Here is a 23,944-nt window from a genome sequence, read left to right on the forward strand (position 1 = left end):
AGCTGAATCGACAAAGGTCATTCACCCCGTGAAGTATCCTTGCTCGCCGCATACAGGCTCTATAATCGCGGGCCTGCATCCGCGAGGCCCCGCATGACCGCCATCCAGATCAAGACTCCCGCCCTCACCCTCAAGGCCGGCACCCGCGCCCTCAAGCGCATCCGCGAACAGGGATTGGCCCCCGCCGACGTCGGCATCCTGCCTGGCGCCGCCGGAGGCCCGAAGGCGCTGGGCATCCAGGGCCTGGACCTGGCGCTGTTCGGCGAATGGCTGCCACGCGCACCGCGCGAACGCTCGCTGATCGGTGCGTCCATCGGCTCCTGGCGCTTCGCCAGCGCCTGCCTGCCGGATCCGGCCGAGGGCATCCGCCGCCTCGGAGCGCTTTACACCCAGCAGCGTTTCGCCCGCAATGCGAGCATCGCCGACGTCTCGAAAAGCTGCGCGAAAATGCTCGACGACCTGCTCGACGGCCGCGACTCCAGCGTACTGGACAACCCCTGGTACCGCCTCAACGTGGTGGTGGTAAAGAGCCACGGCCGCCTCGCCCGGGACGGCAAGGCCAACCTCGGCCTCGGACTGGGCGCAGTGATCCGCGACAACCTGGTGGGGCGTCGTCACCTGCACCGGCATTTCGAGCGCCTGATCATCCACGACTCGCGCCGCGCTCCGCCGCTGGAAGCGCTGTCGGACTTCCCCTCGCGCTACCTGCACCTGGACCTGGCCAACCTGCGTCACGCCCTGCTCGCCTCAGGTTCCATCCCGATGGTGATGGAAGGCGTGCGCGACATTCCCGGCGCCGGCCCAGGCACCTACCGCGATGGCGGACTGCTCGACTACCACCTCGACCTGCCCTACCTGCCCGAAGGCGTGGTGCTCTATCCGCACTTCACCGACAAGGTGATCCCCGGCTGGTTCGACAAGAGCCTGCCCTGGCGCCGTGGCGACGCCGGCCGCCTGCAGGACGTGCTGCTGCTCGCGCCGTCGAAGGAGTACCTCGCGCGCCTGCCGCACAACAAGCTGCCGGACCGCAAGGACTTCCACCGTTACCTGGGCGACGACGCCGGCCGCGAGCGCTACTGGCACAAGGCGATGGACGAAAGCCGGCGGATGGGCGACGAGTTCCTTGAACTGGCAGACAGCGGCCGGCTGGGTGAGCGCCTGCTGCCGCTGACATGATCGGCGCGACTTGCATCACCATGCGCCGTCTACCTTCGTTCCGCTCATTCGCCCTTCCCGCCTCGCCCTGGCAGTAAGCGGACTCTGTTCGCGATTCGCCGGAAGGTTCGGTGCCAGGCGAGTTCGCGAGCAAGCTCGCTCCTACAAGAAACCCACCGGGATGGCATACGTAGGATGGCGTTGAGCGAAGCGATACCCATCACGGCGGATAACGCTGCGCGTTATTCGCCCTACGAAGGGCATCGCGGACGGAGCCCGCTCCTACGGATAACGCGGCACATACCGATCCTGTAGAAGTGGACTCCGTCCGCGATTCGTCGGCAGGTTCGGTGCCAGGCGGGTTCGCGAAGAGAAATCAGCCCGGCTGCCCATCCAGCCGCGGACGCCAGAACATCGGCCCGTAGTGCCAGGCGAACAGCAGGAAAGCCACCACCCAACAGGCAGCGGCCAGGCTCAGGCCCTGCAGCGGCAGCCACACCACCAGCAGCACCCGGAAAAGCACCCCCAGGTTCAGTAGCGCGAACGCCAAGGCCATGACCTTCGGCGGCTGCAGCGGGCGCCCCGTATGGCCAAGGCTGACGCGGGCGATCATCGCCAGGATCAGGCCACCCACACCGCCAACCGTCAGCGCATGGATCGGCAGGCTGACGGCGAGCGGCGCACCGAAGTTCCATGCGGCCATGCCCGCCGGGGCCAGCATCATCCAGAGATAGGCCAGGTGCAGCGACCACAGCAGCGGTACGCTCCAGATCCCCTTGTCCCGCCAGCGCCACAGGCGAATCAGGTGCCCCAGGGCGAGCACCGCGAACAGCGCGCCCACCAGCGGCTGCGGCGTCAGGCCGAATCCGGTCGCCGTCAGCACGGCCACCAGCATCGTGCCGGCCAGCAGCACGTTGTCCAGCCAGGGCCAGGCCGGCACCTGCGCGGTGCGCCCCAGGCCACGCTGGGTGAAGAAAGGAATGACCCGTCCGCCGATCAGCCCCATCAGGGCCGCCACCAGCCAGAGCGCGGCCAGCACACCGCCACGCTGCCAGTTTTCGTTACCGCTCCAGAGGCCCAGCATTACCTGTGCATCGGCCAGGGTGAGCAGTGTCAGCACCGCGATCACCGGGTAGTTACGCACCTGTTTCACCTGCCACAGGCTGCGTCCGACGAAGAACGCCAGCGCCGGCAGGAACGCCAGTTCCAGCGGCGTGACCAGCCACAGCGGCGCACCGCCGAGCCAGCCGAGCCGGGCCGCCAGCCAGATCGCGGAGAGAATCATCAGCGGGCGCCCGCTGACGCCGGGTCGGCCGGTCCAGGTCTGGACGGCCGTCAACAAAAAGCCAGCGACGATGGCGCTGGCGAATCCAAACAGCATTTCGTGACGGTGCCAGGCCAACCAGCCACCCAGTGGCTCCCAGGCCGGCAACACCCCCAGCAGCACCGCCGCCCAGGCGGCAATACCGATCAACGCAAACAACGCGCCGCCGAGGAAGAATGGGCGGAAGCCCAGGCGCCACAGCGGCGGAATGCTCAACAACGCTTTTCGATCAACCAGCAACACAGCATGCCTCCCATCCTTCCTTGCGCATCTGATGCTGGGCGATGAGACGCAGCACATAGCCCAGCTTCAGTAGTGTAGGACCGAGGATGGTAAATGCGTGAGCCATCACGATCGCCAGCAGCGACAGCCGGGTATCGACGAAATAGGCTCCGATGATCCCCACCAGCAACAGCGCAAGCCCGCTGCCGAGCAGCGTCGACGACATTACCAGGTTCCGTCTGGGGCAAGCGAAAAGACCGTCCATCACACACCTCCTCGGTTGAATCGGCCCGCGGGCGGGCCGGGTGTTTCAGCTTCAGGCCTCCAGCGCGCTGGCCGGGCCGAAGAACTCGTAGTGGGCCTGCCGCTCGGGCACGCCGAGCTCGCGCAGATGACGCTTCACCTGGGCCATGAAGGGCTTGGGTCCGAGGAAGTAGGCATCCAGGTCACGGTCGACCGGCAGCCATTCGGCCAGCAGATCGCGGCTGAGGAAACCTTCTGCGTGCACCTCATCCTGCTCGCGCGGCTCGCTGTAGCAGAAGTAATGCACCAGGTGCGGATGAGCCTCGGACTGCGCCTCGACCCAGTCGCGGAAGGCATGCACGCCGCCGTGACGCGCGCAGTGGATGAAATGCACCTCGCGGCCGCTGCCCAGCGCCTGCTTGAGCATCGCCAGCGCCGGGGTGATGCCCACGCCGGCAGTGATCAGCGCCAGGGGCTTCTCGCCGTCGCGCAGGACGAAGTCGCCCGCCGGCGGGAACAGGTCGATCTCGTCGCCCACCTGCACCTGATCATGCAGATGGTTGGACACCTTGCCCTCCTGCTCGCGCTTCACGCTGATGCGGTACTCGCGGCCATTGGGTACATCGGAGAGCGAGTAGGTACGGCGTACTTCTTCGCCATCCAGCTCCAGGCGCAGACCGATGTACTGACCCGGCTGGAAGTCCAGCAGTGCGCCACCGTCCACCGGCTGGAAGTAGAAGGAGGTGATTTCCTCGCTCTCCACGTCCTTGCGGACGACGCGGAAACGCCGCGCACCGCGCCAGCCGCCGAGCTGCTCGGCATTCTGCTGGTACACCGATTCCTCGGCGCCGATCAGGATTTCAGCCAGTTGGCCGTAGGCAGCGGCCCAGGCATCGATCACCGCCTGGGTGGCGATTTCCTCGCCGAGCACCTCGCGGATGGCCCGCAGCAGGCAGGTGCCGACGATCGGATAATGCTCCGGCAGGATCTGCAGCGCGACGTGCTTGTTGACGATCTTCGCCACCAGCGGGCCGAGCTGTTCCAACTCGTCGATGTGGCGGGCGTACATCAGGACACCGTTGGCCAGGGCGCGGGGCTGGTCGCCGGACGCCTGGTGCGCCTGGTTGAACAGCGGACGCACTTCCGGGTATTCGCTCAGCATCATCTTGTAGAAGTGCTGGGTCAGCGCCTCACCGCCGGTCTCCAGCAGCGGGACAGTGGCTTTGACCAGGGTACGGTGTTCATTGGACAGCATCGGGATCTCCTCGGATTGGCCAGGCAGAGAGGGGTCTGCCTGTGCTTTCTGCCAGAAGTACTTCAGGAAGCGTGCCAACCCTACAGCCCACTATTTTCGGGACCTTTGCAGTTTATTGAGTCATAATGACCAGAGTATCAATGAGTCAAAAAGACTCTCAAGAGGTCAAAATGACCCGAAACCCCTTGCTTGCCACCCTGCTCCCCCTGGTTGCCGATCTCTCCCGCGAGCTGCCCGACAGCGAGCGCTATCGACGCCTGCTGGAGGCGCTGCGCCAGTTGCTGCCCTGCGATGCCACCGCCCTGCTGCGCCTGGAAGGTGATCAACTGGTACCGCTGGCCGTCGACGGACTCAGCGCCGACACCCTCGGCCGCCGCTTCAAGACCAGCGAACACCCGCGCCTGCGCGCACTACTCGAACACCCCGGCCCGACCCACTTCGCCGCCGACTGCGGCCTGCCGGACCCTTACGATGGCCTGGTGGAAGGCCTGCATGGCCACCTGGAAGTGCACGACTGCCTGGGCTGCCCGCTGTTCCTCGACGAACAGCCCTGGGGCCTGCTGACCCTCGACGCCCTCGACCCGGAGCGCTTCTCCACCGGCGACCTGGACAACCTGGAAGCCTTCGCCAGCCTTGCCGCCGCCACGGTGAAAGCCAGCCAGCGCATGCTCGACCTCACCCTGCGCGCGGAGCACGAGCAACAGCGCGCCGATGCCTACCAGCGCGCGTCCGGCGACCAGCCGCGGGAACTGATCGGCCAGAGCAAGGCGCACCAGGCGCTGATGAACGAAATCCAGCTGGTGGCCGGCAGCGACCTGAGCGTGCTGATCACCGGCGAGACCGGCGTGGGCAAGGAGCTGGTGGCACAATCGATCCACGCCAACTCCCTGCGCCGCGAGCAGCCGCTGATCAGCCTCAACTGCGCGGCGCTGCCGGAAACCCTGGTGGAAAGCGAACTGTTCGGCCACGTGCGCGGCGCGTTCTCCGGCGCGGTGGGCGAGCGCCGCGGCAAGTTCGAGCTGGCCGACGGCGGCACCCTGTTCCTCGACGAAGTCGGCGAACTGCCGCTGGCGATCCAGGCCAAGCTGCTGCGCGTCCTGCAGAGCGGCCAACTGCAGCGAGTCGGCTCGGACCGCGAACACCACGTCGATGTCCGCCTGATCGCCGCCACCAACCGTGACCTGGCCGAGGAGGTGCGCACCGGACGTTTCCGCGCCGACCTCTACCACCGCCTGAGTGTCTACCCGCTGCGCGTACCGCCCCTGCGCGAGCGCAGCAACGACGTTCTGCTGCTGGCGGGCTACTTCCTCGAAGAAAACCGTCCGCGCCTCGGCCTGCGCAGCCTGCGCCTGACCCGCGAAGCCCAGGCCGCCCTGCTCGACTACAACTGGCCGGGCAACGTGCGCGAACTGGAGCACCTGATCGGACGGGCGTCCCTCAAGGCGCTGGCGAACCATCCGCAGCGCTCGCGCATCCTCAGCCTGGGCCTGGGCGATCTCGGCCTGGAACAACAACGACCGTCGCTCCACGGCGTGACCACTCGCGAGGGCAACGCCCCGGAAGCCGCCGTCGAAGGCGAACTGCGCCCGGCGGTGGACGCCTTCCAGCGCCGCATGATCAGCCACTGCCTGGAACGTCATGCCGGCAACTGGGCGGCGGTCGCCCGCGAACTGGGGCTGGACCGGGCCAACCTCAACCGGCTGGCGCGCCGGCTGGCGATCAAGTGACCGTACGCGAGGATTGCGTGCTCATCCGCTGCTCGCCTCTACATACGGGGCTCTGCAGATAGGCGCCTCCGGTTATCGGCCCTGGCCACCGCAGGGTCTATCGTCGGCCGTGTGAAAACGCACTCTCGAAACAGGTTAGACTTGGCCCCAATTCCGTTGCCTGGCGGCAGTCAGAAATCGCCAACTGGATGGAAAGCCTCCAGCCCAGCAACGACCGATCAGTACATCAATCACTACATCCGCATCACGGGCCTTTCCGAAACGCCCGCCTCATCTGAGTTACAGGAAATCCCGTGGAATTGTTCAAAGAGTTCACCTTCGAAGCCGCCCACCGCCTGCCCCACGTCCCGGCCGGGCACCAGTGCGGCCGCCTGCATGGCCACTCCTTCCGGGCCGCCATCTACATCGAGGGCGAAGTCGACCCGTACACCGGCTGGATTCGCGACTTCGCCGAGATCAAGCAGATCTTCAAGCCGATCTACGACCAGCTCGACCACAACTACCTGAACGAGATTCCGGGGCTGGAAAACCCCACCAGCGAAAACCTCTGCCGGTGGATCTGGCAACAGCTCAAACCGCTGCTGCCGGAGCTGTCCAGGGTGCGGGTGCACGAGACCTGCACCAGCGGGTGCGAGTATCGCGGGGACTGAACTGCGTCCACGCTCACTGAGCGTGGACAACAGTTGCCGGCTGGCGCGGCGCCGACCTTGTAGGAGCGAGCTTGCTCGCGAAAGCACGCCACCAACAGGGTCAGGTGTGAAACGGGTTCGCGAGCAAGCTCGCTCCTACGAGAAGCAAGCGCGTTCCGTGCAAGACGCAATCGCTCCGGCCAGAAAACCAAAGGCCCCTTTCGGGGCCTTTGTCGTTTCCGGGCTTAGCGCGAAGCCTTGCGGCGCAGGGCCGAGGGGCTGAAGTTGGAGTCGTCCGGCGGCGCCTGGCTGAAGTCGGCGGTGCCGGACTCCTCGTTATCCAGCCACTGGATGCTGTAGCGGTGCGCCTGGAGGTCGTGGAAGGTGTCCAGCGCCGTCCACACCATCGGCTGCTCGTAGAAGCTCTTCAGGTAGGCCTGGGACACGCGCCACAGCTCGCCACGGCCGTCGTACTGGTCCACCACGGCGGCGCCCCAGCTGTCCTCGTCGAGGTACAGGGTGCGACGCGAGTAGATGTGCCGCGCGCCGGGCTTGAGCTTGCCGTCCACCACCCAGACGCGATGCAGCTCGTAGCGGGTGTACTTGGGATTGATGTGGCCGGGGGTGAGCAGGTCCTTGTACTTAACCTCGGGGCTGGTGACCTGGTAGTTGTTGTAGGGGATGTAGATTTCCTTCTTGCCCACCAGGGTCCAGTCGTAGCGGTCCGGCGCGCCGTTGTACATGTCGGTGTCGTCGGCGGTGCGCAGGCCATCGGAGTCCTCGATGGGGGTGTCGTAGGCCAGGGTCGGCGCGCGCCGTACGCGGCGCTGGCCGGGGTTGTAGCCCCAGGCCTGGCGCGGTTCCTTGACCTGGTCGAGGGTCTCCTGCACCAGTGCGCCGTTGCCGGCCAGGCGGGCCGGTGCGGTGGTGAAGGTCATGTAGTAGAACAGCGTGTTGCCGAGCTTGTCGTAGCTGCCCTTGGGGTCGTAGAAGCGGAACAGTGCCTCGTCCTGCGAGGTCACCAGCGCGTAGGCGCCGTTGCGCTGCACGCCAGCCTGGGACGAACGCCGCACGATGTAGGTGCCACGGTAGCGGGCGATGTGGTTCCACACCGCCTCCACGCCGCTCTGCGGGATCGGGAACGGCACGCCGCCGTAGGCATCGGAGAAGCCGTTGCCGCCTTCCACCAGCTTGGCGCTGGTGGCGTTCTTGTAGATGTTGTCGTAGATCCATTGCGGCGCCGAGCCGGTGCGGTGGGTCTCGTAGACCGGCATCTGGTAGCTGTCCGGGTAGGCGTTGAACAACGCGATCTGCCCCGGTGTCAGGTTGGCCTTGTACTGGTCCAGGTTGGCCTTGGTGATGACGAACTGTGGCTTCTCGCCGGCGAAGGGATCGACGTGGTGCGCGCCCGGCCCCTTGTAGCCGGCCGGCGCCGAGGTCAGGCCGCCCGTCCAGGCCGGGATGGTGCCGGCGGCGTTGCCGGCCTTCTCCGCCCCCATCGGGGTGAGACTGCTCTTGAGCTGGGCCGCCTGGTCAGCCGAAACCGCTGCACGGGCATCGGTGACGGCCAGTGCCGTCAGGGTCGCAAGGACGATCAGGGAACTCTTCTTGTACATGGTTCTCTCCGGATCAGAACGAGTATTTCGCGGTCACCGAGACGTTGTCCCGGTCACGCATGGAGTTGCTGGAACCGGCGCCGTAATAGCTGGTGTACTGGGTGCCGACCTCGAAGGTGTTCAGGTAGCTGGCGTCGATGCCGAGGGTATAGGCCTTGCGTCCTTCGATGAAGTTGCCGGTGCGGTCGGAGTTGCCGCTGAAGTCCTCCTGGTAGACGACGTAGGGCGACAGCTTCACCCCAGCGTAGACATCGTTCCAGCTGCCGGTAAGCAGCAGCGTGTAGCCGTAGCTGTCGCGGTCGATCTGCACGTCGTCATCGTTGCCGCCGACATAGGCCTTGTCCTGGGCGCCGACGAATCTGCGCTCGCTACCGTCCCAGGCGGTGTATTTCAGGCTGCTGCCACGGATGTGCTCGGAGGCCAGTTCGGCCACGCCGGTCATGGAGTCGAAGGACAGATGCGGGCCGAAGTTGTAGATGGTCGACAACGAGATGTTGTAGGTCTCGGCGCGTTCGTAGTTCTCGAACAGCTCGCCCCGACACAGTTGCTTGCCGGCCACCGGGGCGCAGGCCTGGCCGGCAGGCACGTTGGCGTCGAACAGGTTGGTCTGGCCGAGCACACCCTGGGTCAGCAGGTCGCCGAGGATGTCGTCGGTGGCGGAAATGCTGATCGGCATGTTCGGCCGGTAGGCGATCTCGCCGGACACCGAGGCATCGCCCAGGGTGGTGTTGAAGCTGAAGCCGTACATGCGGATGTCTTCGACATAGTCGCGACGCGCCTCGGCGTTGCTGGCCATGTCCAGCGTAGACAGCCCCGGCACGGCTTCGCCCAGGCCCAGCGGCCCGAGCAACGCGTTCAGCCCATCCACGTCGACGCCCTGGTAGTTGCGCAGGTCGACAGCGATCTGCGGCTCCTTGGCGTGGTAGTTGACGAAGTAGAAGCCGAACTCGGTGGAATTCAGTTCCTCGGCGATGTAGCGGAAGGCGACGCCGAACTGGCCATCGTCACGGGCATCGATGTCCTTGCCGACGTTGGCGACCTTGAAGGTGCCGGTGTTGGGGTTCAGGTAGGCGTTTGGCCCGTGCGGCCCGTTGCCCAGCAGCCCGAGGGAGGCCACGGTCGGGTAGCCCGCCAGCAGCTCCTTGATCAGCGGGTTGTCCTCGGTGGTGTAGGCGGTGTTGCCGCCGTCGCTGAACAGGTCGGTGTCGGAGAAATAGGTCCCCACCGAGTCCAGCCGGGTTTCCTTCCACTTCCACTGGTAGAAGGTCTCCATCGACAGGTCGTCGGTCAGGCCGAGGTTGAAGCTCAACGCCTCCACCGGCACCAGCACTTCCTTGAGCTCCGAGCCCGGCAGGTGGAAGCGCGCGGCGTCCACCGGGTTGATGGTGTTGATGCCGCCCCGGTAGAACACGCCCTCGCCCCAGTTCAGCACTTGGCGGCCGACGCGGCCGGTGAGCGGGTGTTCGGCGATGTCCCAACTGCCGGAGAGGTAGGCATCCAGCAATTCGGCCTTGCGGCCGGCGATATGGCGGGTGTCATCGGTGAAGTGATCGTCCTGCGGGAACGACTGGCTGGGACGCTCCACGCCGTTGGTGGTGTCGTAGTAGTCGTTGCGCTTGTCCATGATCTGCGTGTCGTAATAGGCAGTGCCACGCATGAACAGGCCGTAGTTCTGGTATTTGGCCGACAGGTCCGAGGTGAGCTTGAACACCTGGGAAACCAGCCCGGTGTCGAAGTTGCGGTTGCCGTCGTCGGCGTTGATGTCGGTGATGTTGTCCTTGTCGCGCCCCTGCACGCGCCACATCGCGCCGTAGGACAAGGTACTGTCCAGGGAACCGGTGATCTCGTTGTCCGCCAGCTTGAACTCCAGCGCCTGCGCCGAGCCCGCGACCAGCAGCGGCAAGAGTCCCATCACCGCGCCCGCGCGCCGGGGCGCCCAGAATATGGACGAACGTCCCCCCTTCTGACTGTTCATAGACAGCATTACCTCCTTGACGGCCAAGATTTATTGCCCGGTCGTTGCAACCGGTGCTGTTTTTATTCGTCTCTCGGCTGCTGATCGCCCGGCTCCTGCCGGACCATCACGCAGTAACTCGCCTGCTGGAGCGCTTGCGGGCGCTCGGAGTACCCCTGTCGATTCTGGCTGCACGCTCAGAGTTGGCACTATCGTGCAGGCAAAGTAACAAACTGTTTCCCGCCTGCCAATCCGAAGGATGAAATCCGAGCTTTTTCGCGAGCAAGGAAAAACCCGGCCTATGGCCGTAATGCTGTTCACTTAGGCATTTAGTGGACCATCGCGAGCTCCGATAAACCGATACCAGGTGCTCTGGTATCGGTTTTTTGTTCCTTTTTCAGAGCCACAGAGGGAACAACCCATTCAAAATCCCCGCTTGAAGCGACCTGCGGAGCAAAGAAACGCCGCGATCCTGGCGAAGGAGTCGCGGCGTTTTTCTTAAGTGAACAGCATCAGGCCTATGGCCAGTTTTTTTCCTCGTGACTCACTCGACGGTGAAGGTCTTCTCCGCCAGCAGGCGATCGCCCTGGAACACCATGAAGCGCCACTGCCCCTGCACCACCTCGTGGTTCTCGGTGAACTGGTAGGCCATCACGTCGGTCGGCGCACCGACCACCAGCTTCTGCACCACCTCGAACTTGTCGTGGCGCTGGCCGTCCGGGGTCACCACGCCGGGAGTGAAATACAGCAGGGTCAGGGGCGCATCGCCCTCCTGCTTGCCGCTGAGCTGGTAACGCAGGCCGAACTTGGTGCCCAGCTTGGCCGGGACCCGCGTCGTGGATTCGAGCTGCTCCTGGCTGCGGGTCAGCACGCGTTCGCCCGGCTGGTAATCCTTGTAGTTGGTGACGAAGACGCCGTACTCGACCGGGCCGTTGACGCGCACTTCGGCAAAGGCCGAGGACGCGAAGGCGGAAGCCAGGGTGAGGGCCAGGGCCGCTGGCAGGCGGGAAATGGACATGTTGCGCTCCTTGTTGGGGACCGCGCGAGGCTATGACATCGGCGTGACAGGCTGATGACAGCTCGATACCGACGCGAACCGGGCCGGGGTGGCGGCGAGCGTCTATCATGCCCAGATCAGACCCGTTGGAAACCGCCATGAGCGACTCCCTGCTAAGCATCCGCCCACGCGCCGAAGACGTCGAAGGCGTTCCCATTCTCCGTCCGCTGCCGTCCGCGCAATGCCGCAGCGTCGGCCCCTTCGTGTTCTTCGACCACATGCTCGAAAGCACCTTCGTCCCCGAACACGGCATGGACATCCGCCAGCACCCGCACATCGGGCTGTCCACCCTCACCTACCTGTTCGAGGGCCAGGTGCAGCACAAGGACAGCCTCGGCTCGGACCAGCTCGTGCTGCCCGGCGACGTCAGTTGGATGACCGCCGGGCGCGGCGTCGCCCACGTCGAACGCACGCCCCGGACGCTGCGCCACGACGGCTCGCGCCTGCACGGCCTGCAGGTCTGGCTGGCGTTGCCACGAGAACAGGAACGTTGCGATCCCAGCTACAGCCACCACCCCGCCGCCAGCCTGCCGGAAAGCGACGCCCTGGGCGTGCGCATCCGCATGATCGCAGGCACGGGCTTCTGCCTCGAATCGCCGGTACCGGTGCTATCGCCGACCCTCTACGCCGAACTGAAGCTCAGCGCGGGCGCCACCCTGGCGATTCCCGACGAGCACCCGCAACGCGCGCTGTACCTGCTCGAGGGCGAGGCCCTGCTCGACAATGAGCCGGTGCCGCCACACAACCTGCTGGTCCTGCCCGAGGGCATTGCCTTCACCCTTTCCGCCTGTACCGACTGCCACGCGATGATCATTGGCGGCGCGCCGCTGGACGGCCCCCGGCGGATGAACTGGAACTTCGTCGCCAGCGACCCGGCGCTGATCGACAGCGCCCGTGCCCGGTGGTCCGCCCGCTACTGGCCGACAGTCCCGGGAGAGCAGGAGCGCATCGAACTGCCGCGCTGAGCGCACCGGGAAACGGTTCCTCATCCAGGGCTGGAAACGGCAGGCGAGAAAGGATTCGCGGCGCGCTTACCCACAACATCGCGCCCCAGCCCCTTGCTCCGGCAAGGCCCACATGTCCGGCACAAGGAGTCCGCGATGGACCAACCGCACGCCAACCGCCACACCAGCGCCCTGACGGTGCTCACCCTGCTGTTCTTCATGTGGGGCCTGATCACCTCGCTGAACGACATCCTCGTGCCGCACCTCAAGGCGGTCTTCACGCTGTCCTACGTGGAAGCGTCGCTGATCCAGTTCTGCTTCTTCACCGCCTACTTCGTCATGTCCTTCCCCTCCGGGCGGCTGGTGGAGAAGGTCGGCTACAAGAGCGGGATCATCGTCGGGCTGGCCACTGCCGGCGTCGGCTGCCTGCTGTTCTATCCGGCGGCGAGCGCGCAGTCCTATCCCTTTTTCCTCGGCGCGCTGTTCGTCCTCGCCTCCGGCATCACCCTGCTGCAGGTGGCGGCCAACCCCTACGTGAACATCCTCGGCCGGCCGGAAACCGCCGCCAGCCGCCTCAACCTGACCCAGGCCTTCAACTCCCTGGGCACCACGGTCGGTCCGCTGGTGGGCTCGGTGACCATCCTCGCCATCGGTGCCGGCGCTGCGTCGCAGATCGGCAGTTCCGCCGCCAACGAGGCGGACTCGGTGAAACTGCCCTACCTGGTGCTGGCCGGACTGCTATTCGCCATCGCCGTGCTGATCGCCCTGTTCCGTCTGCCGAAGATCCACCACGGCGAACCCAGCGACGGCGCGGCGACCGGCCGTCAATCGCTGTTCGCCCACCGCCACCTGATCTACGGCGTGATCGGCATCTTCGCCTACGTCGGCGCCGAGGTGTCGATCGGCAGCTACCTGGTCAGCCTGATGGGTCAGCCGGACATCGCCGGCCTGCCCGCCGACCACGCCGGCAGATACCTGTCGTTCTACTGGGGCGGCGCGATGATCGGCCGCTTCATCGGCAGTGCCCTGATGCGTACCATTCCGGCCAACCGCATGCTGGCCTTCAACGCTCTGGTCAACACCCTGCTGATCGCCGTGGCCCTGAGCGTCGGCGGACACGCGGCGATGTGGGCGCTGATCCTCATCGGCCTGTTCAACTCGATCATGTTCCCGACCATTTTCTCCCTCGCCCTGGAGGGCCTGGGCAACCTCACCAGCAAGGGCTCGGGCCTGCTCTGCATGGCCATCGTCGGCGGCGCGGTGATGCCGCTGATCCAGGCCTTCTTCGCCGACCGCATCGGACTGCTGCACTCCTTCGCCATTCCGCTGCTGTGCTACCTGTACATCGCCTGGTTCGGCGCCAAGGGTTACCGCGCCGACGAGCGCATGATGCAGCGTTCGGCCAACCTGCCCTGAGCGCGAATGCCGGGTCTTTTTGGGTAGGAGCGAGCTTGCTCGCAACAATCCCCACTGCGAAGCGAGGTTCGCGAGCAAGCTTGCGCCTACACGCCGCGATCCCCAATGGGGCGCGGTGTTTTCGCGCACCCGGGACTTCAGCCGCCGAAGCGCTCGTCCAGCAGGTCGAACATCGCGGCGAATGCGCGGCGCGCCACCTTGGCGTCGTACTGCATCTTGCCGGGGATCTGCGCATGCGGGTCGGTGAAGGAGTGCGCCGCGCCACCGAAGCTGGTCAGCGCCCAGTCGACGTCGGCATCGATCATTTCCCGGGCGAAATCGGCCAGTTGCTCGCGCGGTACGAATGGGTCGACAGCACCGTCGAGCACCAGCACCGAACCCTGGATGTTCTTCGCATCCGCCGGGTTCGGCGTGTCCAGGGTGCCGTGGAAGGACACGGTCGCCGCCAGCGGTGCGCCATCGCGCGCCAGCTCCAGGGCGCAACAGCCGCCGAAGCAGAAGCCGAAGGTGGCCAGCTTCGCGGTATCCAGCGGTGCCTTGCCGGCCTGATCCAGCAGGGCCTTGAGCGACGCCTGCATGCGTTTGCGCAGCAGCGCGCGGTCATTCTTCAGCGGCATCATGGCGGCGCCGGCCTGTTCCGGGCCATTGGGGCGCAGGTCCTTGCCGTAGAGGTCGGCCACCAGCACCACGTAGCCTCGTTCGGCAACCTGGCGGGCAATGTCCAGGGCACCCTGGCCGACGCCCATCCAGTTCGGCGCCATCAGCAGCCCCGGACGCGCGGCCTGGCTGGCGGCATCGAATACCAGCTGACCTTCGAAAGACTCGCCGTCGACGCTGTAGGCGACGGGTCGCACGCTGATCTGACTCATTGGGGTCTCCCCGTTATTGAAAGAGTGGCGGGTACAGAAAAACACAAAGCCCGCCGAAGCGGGCCTTGTTTCGATCAGGCGGAGAGTTCCACCAGCAGCTTGTTGAGCCGGCGGACGTAGGCCGCCGGGTCTTTCAGGCTGTCGCCAGCCGCCAGCGCGGCCTGATCGAAGAGGATGTGGGACAGCTCGCCGAAGCGCTCCTCGTCGGGCTCTGCATCCAGCTTCTCGATCAGCGGGTGAGCCGGGTTGAACTCGAAGATCGGCTTGGACTCCGGCACCTTCTGCCCGCTGGCTTCGAGGATCTGGCGCATCTGCAGGCCCAGGTCCTGCTCGCCGATGGCGAGGATCGCCGGCGAGTCGGTCAGGCGGTGGGACACGCGCACCTCGGCGACTTCGTCGCCCAGCGCGGCTTTCAGGCGCTCGGCCAGGCCTTCCTTGGCCTTGGCGACTTCTTCCTGGGCCTTCTTGTCCTCTTCGGAATCCAGGCTGCCCAGGTCCAGGTCGCCACGTGCGACGTCGACGAACGACTTGCCGTCGAACTCCGGCAGGTAGCTCATCAGCCACTCGTCGATGCGGTCGGTGAGCAGCAGCACTTCGATGCCTTTCTTGCGGAAGACTTCCAGGTGCGGGCTGTTCTTCACCTGGGCGAAGCTTTCGCCGGTGAGGTAGTAGATCTTGTCCTGGCCTTCCTTCAGGCGACCGATGTAGTCGGCCAGGGAAACGCTCTGCTCGCCGCTCTCGTCGCTGGTGGAAGAGAAGCGCAGCAGGCCGGCGATCTTGTCCTTGTTGGCGAAGTCTTCGGCGGGACCTTCCTTCAGCACCTGGCCGAAGTTCTTCCAGAAGCCCTTGTAGGCTTCGGCGTCGTTGCTCGCCAGCTTCTCCAGCATATCCAGGGAACGCTTGGTCAGCGCGGACTTCATCGAGTCGACGATGGGGCCGGACTGCAGGATCTCGCGGGAGACGTTCAGCGACAGGTCGTTGGAGTCCACCACACCCTTGATGAAGCGCAGGTACAGCGGCAGGAACTGGTCGGCCTGGTCCATGATGAACACGCGCTGCACGTACAGTTTCAGGCCGCGCGGGGCCTCGCGGTGGTACAGGTCGAACGGCGCGCGGGCCGGGACGTAGAGCAGCGAGGTGTACTCGAGCTTGCCCTCGACCTTGTTATGGCTCCAGGACTGCGGGTTCTCGAAGTCATGGGCGATGTGCTTGTAGAACTCCTGGTATTCCTCGTCCTTCACCTCGGTGCGCGGACGGGTCCACAGGGCGCTGGCACGGTTGACCACTTCCCACTCGGTGTCGGCCGGCGCTTCCTCACCGTGCTGCTCCTTGGGCAGCTCGATGGGCAGCGCGATATGGTCGGAGTACTTCTTGACGATGTTGCGCAGGCGCCAGCCGTCGGCGAACTCTTCTTCGCCGTCCTTCAGGTGCAGGACGATGCGGGTGCCGCGAGCGGTCTTCTCGACGGTGGCGACTTCGAAGTCACCCTCGCCTTTCGACGCCCAGTGCACGCCTTCGCTGGCCGGCACGCCGGCGCGGCGGGTGAACACATCGACCTTGTCGGCGACGATGAAGGCGCTGTAGAAGCCCACGCCGAACTGGCCGATCAGGTGCGAATCCTTCTTCTGGTCGCCCGAGAGGTTCTTCAGGAAGTCGGCGGTGCCGGACTTGGCGATGGTGCCCAGGTGCGCGATCACGTCCTCACGGCTCATGCCGATGCCGTTGTCTTCGAGGGTGACGGTCCTGGCATCCTTGTCGAAGCTGACACGGATCTTCAGCTCGGCGCCGCCTTCGAGCAGCTCCGGCTTGGCCAGGGCCTCGAAACGCAGCTTGTCGGCGGCGTCGGAGGCGTTGGAAATCAGCTCGCGAAGGAAGATTTCCTTGTTCGAATACAGGGAATGGATCATCAGGTGAAGCAGTTGCTTCACTTCGGTCTGGAAGCCCAGGGTTTCTTTTTGAGTCTCCACGCTCATTCTTTCTCGCTCCGAGGATGACAAATGCCGTCTATTACGGCCGATGTCAGCGAGATGGGGGCTTCCTGAGCAAATTCAAGGGGTTGCCCCGACAACTCAATGAGCGAGCAATTCGATGCCGACCACTTCGCTGGGCCGCAGGACGTAGCTCGCCTCTCCCGCGCCGCTCAGGCTGTGGCGGATGACCAGGCGGCCGTCGCCATCCAGGCCGACGAAAACCCCGTCGGCCGTGCGTCCCTGCTCGGTCTGGACCCGCATGTGGCGATTGGCGAAGTGCTCGGGAGCGGCCTGCAGGCGCTGCAGCGAAAGCACGCCGACCTCCGGCGCGGCCGACGGTTGGCCCGCCTCCGCCTCGACGGGTTGCGCCGGCGGCGGAGCCGGCACTGGTGGCGGGTTATCGGCCAGGCGCGGGTACTTGTCGCCCCGGACACCCCATCCACGGGGTACGCTCTTGACCAGCGTGAGCGACAGCGTCTGTGGCTCGCCGGCAATGCTGAACACCACCTGCACCTGCAGCGTTGGCCGCCGGGTGTCCAGCCGTGGCAGCGGAGCCAGCTCGATATCGTGCTGGGCGAAGCGGCGTTGCAGGTAGTCGCGCACCACGTAGAGCAGGGTGTCCTGGGAGTCGACGTGGGTATCGACCTGTCCGTCGCGATAGCGCAGACGATCCGTGTACAGCTCGATCTGGCCGCTCAGGGTGGTCTGCATCGACGCGGGAAGCACCAGATGGAAGGCCCCGACCATCCGGTTGGGCGCCTCCGGCTGGAGGTCCAGGTGCAGGCTGTACCCCCGCGCCAGGCGGACCGCCTCGGGCAGGTCCTGGCCAGGAGCCAGCCAACTGATTTCGACGTCCGGCAAGGTGCCGGAATCATCGGGCAGGACATCCAGCCGCAGTGGTCCCTGGACCGCTGCCGGCAGGCGAATCTGCACTTCACGGTGTGCATAGAAGTCCTGCCCTTCCCGCAGGCTCAGCACCCCGTCGATCAGATCGGCCTGCTCAGGCTCGAACGGCTTGCCATTCAGCTCACCGCGCAAGCGGATGGCCAACTCCGGCTTGACGACCGGCTCGGAGCGCAGCCAGTCAAGGCGCAGAATGGCCTCCAGGCGTGCGCTGTCATGGGCCGCCAGCAGGGCCAGGCCAACCACCAGCGGGATGCAGCCCAGCGCAACGAATACCACGGCACGCCGCGCCTGCGCCCAGTGGCGCAGGATGAACGCCAGTGCCAGTGGCGGCGCCAGGCTGGCGATCCCCCAGAACAGGCTGCGGCCGAAGGCCTGGCTGACCAGCCAGACGTAGCCGGCAAGGATCAGCAGCAGGCCGAGCAGGATCAGCAGGGTGTCCATTCAGGCGCCGTCGACCTTGAAGTGCGCCCGTGCGGTGGCGATCGGTTCGGCGCGAGTGGTCTGCCAGGCGGTGATCGCCACGTTGGCCACCCGCCGTCCCTGTCGCCAGACCTGGCATTGCGCATAGGTATCGCGGAAATGCCCGGCGCGCAGGTAATCGATGGAGAAGTCGATGATCTTGGGCATGTGTGGAATGCCCATGAACATCAGCAGGTGCAGCAGCGCGGCGTGTTCCATGAAGCCGGCGATGACGCCGCCGTGCAATGCCGGCAGGGTCGGGTTGCCGATGTTGTCGGGGTTGGCCGGCAGGTGGAAGATCGCATCGTCGCCCAGGCGCAGGCAGCGGATGCCGATCATCCTGGCGTAGGGAATCGACTCGATCAGTCCATCGTAGTTCTTGCTCGCGTGGGCCTCGCGCACCAGTTGCTCGATGCTCGGCGTGCTCATGCGGAGGCCTCCCCGTCGACGCTGCGCTTCACGTTGCCGGCGGAAACCGCCTTGCCCATGCGCATGAAGGTACCGACTACGTGGGCAATGGGCTCGGACGGGTCGTCCTGGTAGGCGATGCCACGGGTGAAGATGATATTCGGGGTGACGCGGTAGCACTCGGCGAAACCGAACACATCCTTGCCAGGCTCGGCGGGGTGCATGTAGTCGATGCGCAGATCCAGGGTCGGGCATATCTCGAACTGCGGCAGCACACAGACGGTGGAGATGCCGCAGGTGGTGTCCATCAGCGTGGTGATCGCCCCGCCGTGGATCACGCCGGTTTCCGGATTGCCGACGATGGCCGGGCTGTATGGCAGGCGCAGTGTCAGGCCGGAAGTGTCGGCGGCATGGGCGCTGATGCCCAGCAACTGGCAATGGCGCAGCGCCGAGAGAAAGCGCTGGGCACGCTCAAGAATGGGGTTTTCACTCATGGGAGTGGGCGACCGAATGACTGCGTGGGCCCGCATCATACCCCGCTCGGAGCCTACCTACAGTGATGAAATACTGTAGTGCAGGAATATTCATTGAACTTCTTTGAGGCGCATCTGCTCAAAGGGCTACCACCAGGAAAGCCACACATGGAGGCTCCACATGAAAAAAACCCTTCCCCTCGCTCTGATGCTGATCGCCGGTCTGGGTCTTGCCGCTTGCGACAAGAAAGAAGAGCCGAAAGCGCCGGCCGCGCCCGCCGCTACTGAACAGCCGGCCACCCCGGCGCCGACGACTCCGCCGGCACCCGAAGCTGCCCCGGCTGCTCCGGCTACCGCGCCGCAGGAGCCCGCAGGCGAAGAGCAGAAGCAGCAGTAAGCCGTTTCTCGCGCTGTACAGCACAAGGCCCGCATTCTCGCGGGCCTTGTCGCATCCGACTCCCGGTCAGGCTGGGATATCGTCCTCGCGTGGCGCATCCGCCTGCGGCGTTGGCGTGTAGACCATCACGTGCAGCACGCGGGAATGGAACTCGCGCTGGTACAACACCCCCACGACACCGGCAGTCACCAGCATGAAGATCAGCGGATTGATGAACCAGGCGAGCATCGCCAACCCGAAATAATAGGTCCGCAGGCCCTGGTTGAACTGGTGCGCCGCCAACGACACCACGCGCGCCGCACGCTCGGCGAACAACTTGCGTTCCTGCTCGCCCACGCTGCGCTCCCCCACCATCGGCGCGGAAGCCACCAGCACCGCCGCGAAATTGTATTGCCGCATGCACCAACTGAAGGTGAAGAAGGCATACACGAAGACCACTGCCAGGCAGAGCAATTTCAGCTCCGACAGGCCACGGGTCGGCGACGTCACGAACGGCAGGTCGGCCAGCACCGAAATGGTGCGTTCGGCGGAACCCAGCAAAGTCAGGATGCCGGCCAGGATGATCAGGGTGCTGGACGCGAAGAACGAAGCATTGCGCTCCAGATTGCCGATCACGCTGGCATCGGCCACGCGGTTGTCGCGCAGCAGCAGGCGGCGCATCCAGTCCTGGCGGTAAAGGTGCAACACGCTGGCCAGGCAGGCAGTGTCGCGGGCCTTGGTTTTGGCATAACGGGTATAGCCGAGCCAGCAGACGAGGAACCAGAGAATGGCGAACAGGTTCCACAGGTACTGGATATCGAACAGGTCGACGTCGGTCATGCTTGTCCTTGCGCGAAGTGTTGAAGGAATACGCGGCAGATAGACGCCAGATATGCAGGGAAAGACACGGCTCGCCGCCCCACCTGCCTGTAGGAGCGGGCCCGCTCGCGAACGCTTTCATGGCGGATACAAAACTGCCCGGCGGTTCGCGAGCAAGCTCGCTCCCACAAAGACATAAAAAGGCCGCCTTGTGGGCGGCCTTTTTCGCTGGCAGGTCTGGCGTCAGGCCATCGCTTCCTGGGGTTTGCCCAGCAGGCGGTCGATCACCACCATCACGGCCAGCATGGCCACCGAGGGGATCAGCCAGGCAAGGCCCTGTTCGGCCAGCGGCAGGTGCTGCATCCAGGCCGGCATCCAGGCATCGAGCTTGGCGCCCTTGAGGGCGTCGATGATGCCGAAGACGAAGGACACCACCATCACCGGGGCGACGATGCGGGTCTGCGAACGCCACAGGCTGGCGCAGAAGCTCAGCGCCACCAGCACGATGCACGGCGGGTAGATGGCGGTCAGCACCGGGATGGAGAACTGGATGAGCTTGGTCAGGCCCAGGTTCGACACCAGCAGCGAGAAGCTGGCCAGGATGATCACCAGGCTGCGGTACGACAGCGGCACGATACGGCAGAAGTACTCGGCGCAGGCGCAGGTCAGGCCCACGGCGGTGACCAGGCAGGCCAGCGCGATCAGCACGGCGAGGAAGGTGCTGCCCAGCGAGCCGAAGGTGTGCTGCACGTAGGCATGCAGGACGGCGGCGCCGTTGGCGGCACCGGCGGCGATGTCATGGCTGCCGGCACCCAGGCGGAACAGGCTGATGTACACCAGCGCCAGACCGACACCGGCGATCAGGCCGGCGATGATGGCGTAGCGGGTGATCAGGCGCGGCGACTGCACGCCACGGGAGCGGATCGCGTTGACGATGACGATGCCGAAGACCAGCGCGCCAAGGGTGTCCATCGTCAGGTAGCCATTGACGAAGCCCTGGGAGAACGCGGCGGTCTGGTAGGCCGGTTCAGCGACGCCAATGGGGCCGGCGGGCAGCATGAAGGCGGCGATGCCCAGTGCGGCCAGGGCGATGATCTTCAGCGGCGCGAGGAAGCGGCCAACGGTATCGAGCAGCTTGCCCGGATACAGCGAGATCACCAGTACCACCGAGAAGTACACCAGACTGTAGAGGAACAGCGGCAGCGCGCCCTCCCCGGTCAGCGGCGCCAGGCCCACTTCGAAGGACACGGTGGCGGTACGCGGGGTGGCGAACAATGGCCCGACCGACAGGTAGCAGACGGCCGCCAGCAGCCCACCGGCGACTCGACCGATCGGGTGGCTCAGGGTGTCCATCGCCCCGCCGACCTTGGCCAGCGCGACGACGGTGATCACCGGCAGGCCGACTGCGGTGATCAGGAAGCCCAGTGCCGCCATCCATACGTGCGGCCCGGACTGCAGACCGACGATGGGCGGGAAGATGATGTTGCCCGCGCCGACGAACAGCGCGAAGGTCATAAAACCCAATGCCAGGATGTCCTGGCCTTTCAAGACGTTCATGAAGGGGAATACCACAGTGCTGAAACGGTTTCATGGTCTCCCAAGGCAGATCGACCGTACGGACGTGACAAAGCCGCATCGGACGGGATTGGCCGACTCACTCTGGGCAAGCCTGGGCATCCTGTGATGCTGCTGTCATCGGTACGGTGATTTGTTCTTGGAAGTCCGATAGCAGAGGTTTTCCGTGGGCTCGTGGCCCGGTTGCTCCTGCATTCTGGTTATCCCGCCATCCTTGACGGTCAGGAATCACCGTCGCTTCCGGGTAGGAATTGACGGTGAGCGAGCTTTCCCTTGTGGGGAACGCGACGCTTCATATAGTTGTTAGCCTAACGATCTATTCCGATGAACTGCACTGACATACGTCAGATCGTCCGCGTGATGATCGGCCATGTCGCCTGAACGACAGTTTTGAGACGGCGCCGCAACGACAGAGGCCACCCGAAGGTGGCCTCTGTTGACGAACGGTTAAATAAGCGAGGCGCTTACTTGACCGTCCAGCCGGTCAGCTCGGCCAGGGCCTTGCCGATGTCAGCCAGGGAACGCACGGTCTTCACACCGGCGTCCTGCAGCGCGGCGAATTTCTCGTCCGCAGTGCCCTTGCCGCCGGAGATGATGGCGCCAGCGTGGCCCATGCGCTTGCCCGGAGGGGCGGTCACACCGGCGATGTAGGAAACCACCGGCTTGGTGACGTTGGCCTTGATGTAGGCCGCGGCTTCTTCTTCAGCGGAACCGCCGATCTCGCCGATCATGACGATGGCTTCGGTCTTCGGATCTTCCTGGAACAGCTTCAGGATATCGATGAAGTTGGAGCCCGGGATCGGGTCGCCGCCGATGCCCACGCAGGTGGACTGGCCGAAGCCGGCGTCGGTGGTCTGCTTCACGGCTTCGTAGGTCAGGGTGCCGGAACGCGACACGATACCGACCTTGCCTGGCAGGTGGATGTGACCGGGCATGATGCCGATCTTGCACTCGCCGGGAGTGATCACGCCCGGGCAGTTCGGGCCGATCAGGCGTACGCCCAGCTCGTCGCACTTGACCTTGGCTTCCAGCATGTCGATGGTCGGGATGCCTTCGGTGATGCAGACGATCAGCTTGATGCCGCCGAAGGCCGCTTCCAGGATCGAGTCCTTGCAGAACGGAGCCGGAACGTAGATGACCGAAGCGTCAGCGCCGGTGGCTTCCACGGCTTCCTTGACGGTGTTGAACACCGGCAGGCCGAGGTGGGTGGTGCCGCCCTTGCCGGGGGTCACGCCGCCAACCATCTTGGTGCCGTAGGCGATGGCCTGTTCGGAGTGGAAGGTACCCTGCGAGCCGGTGAAGCCCTGGCAGATGACTTTGGTGTCTTTATTGATCAGGACGCTCATTACTTACCCTCCGCGGCCTTGACGACTTGCTGGGCAGCGTCGGTCAGGCTGGTCGCCGCGATGATGTTCAGACCGCTCTCGGCCAGGACCTTGGCGCCGAGGTCGGCGTTGTTGCCTTCCAGACGAACGACAACCGGGATTTTCACGCCGACTTCTTTCACGGCGCCGATGATGCCTTCGGCAATCATGTCGCAGCGAACGATGCCGCCGAAGATGTTCACCAGAACGGCAGCGACGTTGCTGTCGGACAGGATGATCTTGAACGCTTCGGTCACGCGCTCTTTGGTGGCACCGCCGCCAACGTCGAGGAAGTTGGCCGGCTTGCCGCCGTGCAGGTTGACGATGTCCATGGTGCCCATGGCCAGGCCAGCGCCGTTGACCATGCAGCCGATGTTGCCTTCCAGCGCGACGTAGTTCAGCTCCCACTTCTGCGCATGGGCTTCACGAGCGTCGTCCTGGGACGGGTCGTGCATGGCGCGCAGCTTGGGCTGACGGTACATGGCGTTGGAGTCGATGTTGATCTTGGCGTCCAGGCAGTGCAGGTTGCCGTCTTTCTTGATCACCAGCGGGTTCACTTCCAGCAGCGCCAGGTCGTAGTCCTGGAACAGCTTGGCCAGGCCAACGAAGATGTGGGTGAACTGCTTGATCTGGTCGCCTTTGAGGCCCAGCTGGAAAGCCAGCTCGCGACCCTGGTAGGGCTGAGCGCCAACCAGCGGATCGATGGTGGCCTTGAGGATCTTCTCAGGGGTTTCGTGCGCCACTTTCTCGATGTCCACGCCACCTTCGGTGGAGGCCATGAAGACGATGCGACGGCTGGAACGGTCGACAACGGCGCCGAGGTACAGCTCCTTATCGATGTCGGTGCAGGATTCCACCAGGATCTTGCTGACCGGCTGGCCATTGGCGTCAGTCTGGTAAGTCACCAGACGCTTGCCCAGCCAGTTGGCGGCGAACGCCTTGGCGTCCTCTTTGCTCTTGACCAGCTTCACACCGCCCGCTTTGCCGCGGCCACCAGCGTGTACCTGGGCCTTAACGACCCACTCGGTACCACCGATCTTTTCACAGGCTTCTGCGGCCTCTTCGGGTGTGTCGACGGCGAAGCCCTTGGATACGGGCAGGCCGTACTCAGCGAACAGCTGCTTACCCTGATATTCGTGGAGATTCATGCTTGTCTACCGTTTTCGTCTTGGGTATTGCGCAT

The 23,944-nt window shown here is 64.9% G+C and carries 22 protein-coding genes; 7 read left to right on the forward strand and 15 right to left on the reverse strand.

The genetic code is table 11. The features are described from left to right. Nucleotides 1–93 precede the first annotated feature (93 nt). Nucleotides 94–1,176 carry a patatin-like phospholipase family protein gene (locus tag ACYCAX_RS01110; protein WP_460247257.1) on the forward strand — a complete coding sequence of 361 codons (1,083 nt, stop codon included), beginning with the start codon at nucleotides 94–96 and terminating at the stop codon, nucleotides 1,174–1,176. A gap of 355 nt (nucleotides 1,177–1,531) precedes the next feature. Here ACYCAX_RS01110 and ACYCAX_RS01115 read toward each other — a convergent pair whose 3' ends face one another. From ACYCAX_RS01115 to hmpA, 3 genes are read right to left on the reverse strand one after another with little or no spacing between them, the layout of a single operon-like run. Next, nucleotides 1,532–2,722 carry an NnrS family protein gene (locus tag ACYCAX_RS01115; RefSeq protein ID WP_041711997.1) on the reverse strand — a complete coding sequence of 397 codons (1,191 nt, stop codon included), beginning with the start codon at nucleotides 2,720–2,722 and terminating at the stop codon, nucleotides 1,532–1,534. Beyond that, a complete protein-coding gene (locus tag ACYCAX_RS01120; RefSeq protein ID WP_015477498.1) occupies nucleotides 2,709–2,966 on the reverse strand; it encodes a hypothetical protein in 258 nt (85 codons plus the stop codon). Before ACYCAX_RS01120 ends, ACYCAX_RS01115 begins: the two co-directional genes overlap by 14 nt. A 51-nt stretch (nucleotides 2,967–3,017) precedes the next feature. Further along, nucleotides 3,018–4,199, reverse strand: a complete 1,182-nt coding sequence (gene hmpA / locus ACYCAX_RS01125; RefSeq protein WP_015477499.1) for an NO-inducible flavohemoprotein — start codon at nucleotides 4,197–4,199, stop codon at nucleotides 3,018–3,020. A gap of 170 nt (nucleotides 4,200–4,369) precedes the next feature. On the opposite strand from hmpA, the gene norR reads away from it, so the two are divergent. The 3 genes from norR to queD all read left to right on the forward strand — a co-directional run bounded on the left by norR (nucleotide 4,370) and on the right by queD (nucleotide 6,576). Next, on the forward strand, nucleotides 4,370–5,926 hold the full coding sequence (norR, locus tag ACYCAX_RS01130; protein ID WP_015477500.1) for a nitric oxide reductase transcriptional regulator NorR: 1,557 nt from the start codon (nucleotides 4,370–4,372) through the stop codon (nucleotides 5,924–5,926). A 74-nt stretch (nucleotides 5,927–6,000) separates the two neighbouring features. Further along, nucleotides 6,001–6,204 (forward strand): AlpA family phage regulatory protein, encoded by a 204-nt coding sequence (locus tag ACYCAX_RS01135; protein WP_460247315.1) that lies wholly within the window; start codon nucleotides 6,001–6,003, stop codon nucleotides 6,202–6,204. 15 nt (nucleotides 6,205–6,219) lie between these two features. Next, the gene (queD, locus tag ACYCAX_RS01140; protein ID WP_015477501.1) at nucleotides 6,220–6,576 is read left to right on the forward strand and encodes a 6-carboxytetrahydropterin synthase QueD; all 357 of its coding nucleotides are present in this window, start codon (nucleotides 6,220–6,222) and stop codon (nucleotides 6,574–6,576) included. Between the two features lie 224 nt (nucleotides 6,577–6,800). Here the strand turns inward: queD and ACYCAX_RS01145 are convergent, their stop codons facing one another. From ACYCAX_RS01145 to ACYCAX_RS01155, 3 genes are all read right to left on the reverse strand, one after another. Next, nucleotides 6,801–8,171: a DUF1329 domain-containing protein gene (locus tag ACYCAX_RS01145; protein ID WP_294972432.1), complete on the reverse strand. Its 1,371-nt coding sequence runs from the start codon at nucleotides 8,169–8,171 to the stop codon at nucleotides 6,801–6,803. 13 nt (nucleotides 8,172–8,184) lie between these two features. Then, complete coding sequence (locus tag ACYCAX_RS01150; protein ID WP_460247258.1) at nucleotides 8,185–10,146, reverse strand: DUF1302 domain-containing protein; 1,962 nt, start codon at nucleotides 10,144–10,146, stop codon at nucleotides 8,185–8,187. Nucleotides 10,147–10,669: 523 nt separating this feature from the next. Continuing rightward, nucleotides 10,670–11,143: a DUF3859 domain-containing protein gene (locus ACYCAX_RS01155; protein WP_460247259.1), complete on the reverse strand. Its 474-nt coding sequence runs from the start codon at nucleotides 11,141–11,143 to the stop codon at nucleotides 10,670–10,672. Nucleotides 11,144–11,280: 137 nt separating this feature from the next. Between ACYCAX_RS01155 and ACYCAX_RS01160 the strand changes: the two genes are divergently transcribed. Beyond that, nucleotides 11,281–12,147: a pirin family protein gene (locus tag ACYCAX_RS01160; protein WP_460247260.1), complete on the forward strand. Its 867-nt coding sequence runs from the start codon at nucleotides 11,281–11,283 to the stop codon at nucleotides 12,145–12,147. A gap of 135 nt (nucleotides 12,148–12,282) precedes the next feature. Further along, nucleotides 12,283–13,542, forward strand: a complete 1,260-nt coding sequence (locus ACYCAX_RS01165) for a sugar MFS transporter (protein ID WP_460247261.1) — start codon at nucleotides 12,283–12,285, stop codon at nucleotides 13,540–13,542. 137 nt (nucleotides 13,543–13,679) lie between these two features. Here ACYCAX_RS01165 and ACYCAX_RS01170 read toward each other — a convergent pair whose 3' ends face one another. From ACYCAX_RS01170 to ACYCAX_RS01190, 5 genes are all read right to left on the reverse strand, one after another. After that, nucleotides 13,680–14,411 (reverse strand): dienelactone hydrolase family protein, encoded by a 732-nt coding sequence (locus ACYCAX_RS01170; protein ID WP_460247262.1) that lies wholly within the window; start codon nucleotides 14,409–14,411, stop codon nucleotides 13,680–13,682. Between the two features lie 74 nt (nucleotides 14,412–14,485). Next, complete coding sequence (gene htpG, locus ACYCAX_RS01175) at nucleotides 14,486–16,384, reverse strand: molecular chaperone HtpG (RefSeq protein WP_460247263.1); 1,899 nt, start codon at nucleotides 16,382–16,384, stop codon at nucleotides 14,486–14,488. Nucleotides 16,385–16,480: 96 nt separating this feature from the next. Further along, complete coding sequence (locus ACYCAX_RS01180) at nucleotides 16,481–17,728, reverse strand: MFS transporter (protein WP_460247264.1); 1,248 nt, start codon at nucleotides 17,726–17,728, stop codon at nucleotides 16,481–16,483. Next, on the reverse strand, nucleotides 17,729–18,175 hold the full coding sequence (locus ACYCAX_RS01185) for a PaaI family thioesterase (protein ID WP_015477510.1): 447 nt from the start codon (nucleotides 18,173–18,175) through the stop codon (nucleotides 17,729–17,731). Beyond that, complete coding sequence (locus ACYCAX_RS01190) at nucleotides 18,172–18,648, reverse strand: PaaI family thioesterase (RefSeq protein ID WP_015477511.1); 477 nt, start codon at nucleotides 18,646–18,648, stop codon at nucleotides 18,172–18,174. The genes ACYCAX_RS01185 and ACYCAX_RS01190 overlap by 4 nt, the downstream gene beginning before the upstream one ends. A gap of 160 nt (nucleotides 18,649–18,808) precedes the next feature. On the opposite strand from ACYCAX_RS01190, the gene ACYCAX_RS01195 reads away from it, so the two are divergent. Next, entirely contained in the window at nucleotides 18,809–19,024 is a 216-nt protein-coding gene (locus tag ACYCAX_RS01195) for a hypothetical protein (RefSeq protein ID WP_460247265.1), read from the forward strand. 66 nt (nucleotides 19,025–19,090) lie between these two features. On the opposite strand, the gene ACYCAX_RS01200 is transcribed toward ACYCAX_RS01195, so the two are convergent. From ACYCAX_RS01200 to sucC, 4 genes are all read right to left on the reverse strand, one after another. Beyond that, complete coding sequence (locus ACYCAX_RS01200) at nucleotides 19,091–19,843, reverse strand: DUF599 domain-containing protein (protein ID WP_460247266.1); 753 nt, start codon at nucleotides 19,841–19,843, stop codon at nucleotides 19,091–19,093. Nucleotides 19,844–20,065: 222 nt separating this feature from the next. Further along, nucleotides 20,066–21,379, reverse strand: a complete 1,314-nt coding sequence (brnQ, locus tag ACYCAX_RS01205; protein ID WP_015477514.1) for a branched-chain amino acid transport system II carrier protein — start codon at nucleotides 21,377–21,379, stop codon at nucleotides 20,066–20,068. A 482-nt stretch (nucleotides 21,380–21,861) separates the two neighbouring features. Beyond that, on the reverse strand, nucleotides 21,862–22,743 hold the full coding sequence (gene sucD / locus ACYCAX_RS01210; RefSeq protein WP_015477515.1) for a succinate--CoA ligase subunit alpha: 882 nt from the start codon (nucleotides 22,741–22,743) through the stop codon (nucleotides 21,862–21,864). Continuing rightward, on the reverse strand, nucleotides 22,743–23,909 hold the full coding sequence (gene sucC, locus ACYCAX_RS01215; RefSeq protein ID WP_015477516.1) for an ADP-forming succinate--CoA ligase subunit beta: 1,167 nt from the start codon (nucleotides 23,907–23,909) through the stop codon (nucleotides 22,743–22,745). Before sucC ends, sucD begins: the two co-directional genes overlap by 1 nt. Between the last annotated feature and the right edge of the window lie 35 nt (nucleotides 23,910–23,944).

The organism is Pseudomonas sp. MT3 (assembly GCF_054720805.1).